The organism is Rathayibacter sp. Leaf296, from assembly GCF_001423045.1.
Classification (GTDB): domain Bacteria; phylum Actinomycetota; class Actinomycetes; order Actinomycetales; family Microbacteriaceae; genus Rathayibacter; species Rathayibacter caricis.
This window is the reverse complement of sequence record NZ_LMNR01000001.1, coordinates 758923-759122: the sequence shown is the minus strand read 5'-3', so window position 1 is coordinate 759122 and position 200 is coordinate 758923. Positions and strand designations below refer to the sequence as shown.

Here is a 200-nt window from a genome sequence, read left to right as displayed (position 1 = left end):
ACCGCTGTCGGCGGCGGCTACTTCCTCAGCACCGACGGCACCCTCTACTTCAACAACACCCCCATCCAGACCGGAGTCACGACCGCAACCGGAACCGCCTACGGCAGCACCCAGCAGCGCGTGTACTACCAGGACGCGACCGGAGACCAGTGGGTCATCACCTACTCCAACGGGTCGGCGGGCGCTCCGTCCAACCTCAG

Annotated in this window: 1 protein-coding gene; it reads left to right on the top strand. The window is 66.0% G+C overall.

Annotation, left to right across the window (positions count from 1 at the left end):
* The coding region (locus ASF46_RS19355) for a hypothetical protein (protein WP_162240154.1) at window positions 1-200 on the top strand (200 nt) is incomplete at both ends.